At 39.2% G+C, this 2,972-nt stretch carries 4 protein-coding genes; 3 read left to right on the plus strand and 1 reads right to left on the minus strand.

The features are described from left to right. Nucleotides 1–414: 414 nt before the first annotated feature. Nucleotides 415–1,554, minus strand: a complete 1,140-nt coding sequence (nspC, locus tag Q0296_RS05760) for a carboxynorspermidine decarboxylase (protein ID WP_298037872.1) — start codon at nucleotides 1,552–1,554, stop codon at nucleotides 415–417. A gap of 84 nt (nucleotides 1,555–1,638) precedes the next feature. Between nspC and Q0296_RS05765 the strand changes: the two genes are divergently transcribed. The 3 genes from Q0296_RS05765 to Q0296_RS05775 are packed head-to-tail and all read left to right on the plus strand — an operon-like array spanning nucleotide 1,639 to nucleotide 2,774. Beyond that, nucleotides 1,639–1,860, plus strand: a complete 222-nt coding sequence (locus tag Q0296_RS05765; protein WP_002941462.1) for a MoaD/ThiS family protein — start codon at nucleotides 1,639–1,641, stop codon at nucleotides 1,858–1,860. Nucleotide 1,861: 1 nt separating this feature from the next. Beyond that, nucleotides 1,862–2,296 (plus strand): molybdenum cofactor biosynthesis protein MoaE, encoded by a 435-nt coding sequence (locus Q0296_RS05770; protein ID WP_103599562.1) that lies wholly within the window; start codon nucleotides 1,862–1,864, stop codon nucleotides 2,294–2,296. Nucleotides 2,297–2,306: 10 nt separating this feature from the next. After that, a complete protein-coding gene (locus Q0296_RS05775) occupies nucleotides 2,307–2,774 on the plus strand; it encodes a molybdate transport repressor (protein ID WP_298037885.1) in 468 nt (155 codons plus the stop codon). Nucleotides 2,775–2,972: the final 198 nt, after the last annotated feature.

Raw genomic sequence — 2,972 nt, forward strand, 5'->3', positions numbered from 1 at the left:
ATGGGTATTAAATTTTAAAATTCTAGATAAAGTCAGAAAATTACTAAATTTAGCGATCAAATTTCGATTTTAAATTTAAAAAGATAGCAAGCAAAATATCTTTAGCAAGAAGCGTCAAGATAAAATTTGTAGAGAATAAATTTAAAGTAGTTTGTAGCTCACAGAACTAGCTAGAAATTCGCCAAATTCGACGAGTTTAAATTTTAAAATAAAAATATCTTTGTCAAAAATACCACCAAGTTAAATTTGTAGAAATTAAATTTAGCCCATCTTTTCATAACAAATACAAATCTAAAAAGTTTTAGAGCTTAAATTTAGGCGGCAGTTTAAAGGCATTTTGGCGAAATTTGCAAGCTAGATAAATTTGACCTAAATTTAAAAAACCAAATTTACCTTCAAAAAATAAATTTCAGCCTAGTTTCTGCGCTTATACTCTTCGTAGCCTAACTCTCTAATCATATTGATCTCGCCATTTTCTTTTAAAAGAAGAAGATCAGGCAGTTTTATGCCGTTAAATGTCGTATTTTTCACGATGGTGTAGTGGATTTGATCTTCAAATATTATGCGGTCGCCGATTTTTAGCTCACTATCAAATTTATACTCCGCATCGCCCGCCTCAAGCCCCACGATATCGCCAGCTAGGCAGGTATTGCCGCCAAATCTATAAGCAAATTTGCCATTTTCGCTCTCGCCCCTAACGGCCGGTCGGTAGGGCATTAGCACAGTATCTGGCATGTGCGCCTCGGCTGAGGTGTCAAGGATGGCGATATCTCTCTCGTTATGCACGATGTCAAGCACGCTACTTATCAAAAAGCCAGTCTGCCAGCCCACGGCCTCGCCAGGCTCCAGATAGACCTCTACGCCGTACTTCTCGCGGAAGCGTCTGATGATATTTATAAGCAGCTCCACGTCGTAGTCGGCTCTCGTGATGTGGTGGCCGCCGCCCATATTTATCCACTTCATCTTTGGTATAAACTCGCCAAATTTCTCCTCAAACGCCTCTAGCACGACCTGCAAGCTGCTCGCACTCTCCTCGCAAAGTGCGTGAAAATGAAGCCCAGTGATGCCATCAAGAAGCTCTGGCCTAAAATTTGCCCTTGTAATGCCAAGCCTGCTAAATTTACCGCATGGATTGTAGCTATCAGTTGGGGCTAGCGAGACTTCAGGATTGACCCGCAGGCCGCAGATGATGCCATTTTGCAGGGCAATACCCTTGAATTTTTGCCACTGCGCAAAAGAGTTAAATGTGATGTGCTTTGAAATTTTTAAAATTTCATCAAAATCCTCATCTTTAAAGGCTGGACTATACGTGTGTATCTCGCCTTTTACGTACTCACTCGCAAATTTGGCCTCATGAAGCCCACTGCAAGTCGCTCCGTCAAGGTATGAGCCCACCATATCCATCACGCCGCTAAATGCAAAGCCTTTAAGAGCTACTAAAATTTTAGCTCCGCTTTGCTCTTTTACATACTTTAAAAGCTCCAAATTTTTACGTACTTTTGCCTCTTCGCAGACGTAGGCTGGGGTTTTTATGCTTTTTAAAATTTCGTTCATTTGCTTTCTCTTTTGTAAATTTTCAAATAAGTATATCTAAATTTATTTTTAAGTAAAATCAGCAAAAATTTCAAAGGATAAAATGTGGTAGAGATCGAATTTCTTGGGCCTATCGGGCTTGAGAGTATAAAAGTAGAAGCAAAAAATTTAGGCGAGGTAAAAGCAGCTTTAAGCGAGAAAGAGGAGCTTAAAAAGTGGCTAAATATCTGCGCCGTGGCTGTAAATGACGAGATCGTGAGCGATATAAATTTCGCTCTTAAATCAGGCGATAAAATTTCTATCTTGCCACCAGTTTGCGGAGGCTAAGATGCAAATTTATAATGGAAGCTTGGACGTTCAAAGCATCACAAACGAGTGGTATGATAGGTTTAAGGATAAAAACTGCGGCGCGCTCATTACATTTGTTGGCATAGTGCGCGAAGAGGGCGGGATTTCGGCGCTTAGCTTTGATATCTATGAGCCGATCCTTAAAAAATGGCTAGATGCTTGGCAGGAGCGAGCCAAAAAAGAAAATGCCTACGTGCTTTTTGCTCACTCAAAAGGCGATGTGCCGGTGCATACGAGCTCTTATGTAGCAGGTGTAGTAAGCCCTCAAAGAAAGGTCGCGCTAAGGCTTATAAACGAATTTGTCGAGGACTTTAAGGCAAATGCGCCGATCTGGAAATACGACGTGATAAATGGCGAGAGAATTTACGCCAAAGAGCGTAGCCAGGCGATAAATGGCGCCGGACTTTTGGCATAAAAGGGCAAAAATGACAACTAAAGAGAGTAAAAAAGATGTTTTTTGGGCGCTTGCCTTTGGGCTTGGGCTCTTTGTCTTTAGTATCGTTGGCTACTTTTATCTTGGTCTTGGCACGCCAAGTCTTTTTGGGCTCGTTGTAGGCGCACTTTCAACATTTTTTTGCGTGAGAAAAATTTTGCAAAACAACTTTTTTGAGATAGATGATGATGGATTTGTCATCACAAAAGGCTCAAAAAATATCAAATTTTTCTTCAAAGATATCGATGAGATCGCCATTAAAAGCTTTGGCGATAAGAAAAAGGTTGATGCTCTAAGTGTTAAATTTAGAAAAAATCGCCTAGATAGAGATGCGTGTTTCGGGCTAGTTCAGGCACTTGGCGATGACATGATCGTTATTTTTGATAGATATGAGCTTTCGCAATTTACACTTTCAAAAGAGCTTCGAGATAGGCTCGCTAAATTTAAAGATAGGGCGTAAAAATTTATTATAGTTTTATGCTAAATCGTTTTTGATAAAATTAAAGTATTTTAAGGAAAAAATATGAATAAATATATTCCTCAAGAACCAAATCAAATTTATGATTTTATAGATAGTACTATTAGCGAAATTATATTGGAGATTGATAAAAAAGACGGAAATGAATCTGTGCAAAACTCAAACTGTCTCTTATACACA

Origin of the sequence: uncultured Campylobacter sp. (genome assembly GCF_937890585.1) — a bacterium.
Classification (GTDB): Bacteria; Campylobacterota; Campylobacteria; order Campylobacterales; family Campylobacteraceae; genus Campylobacter_A.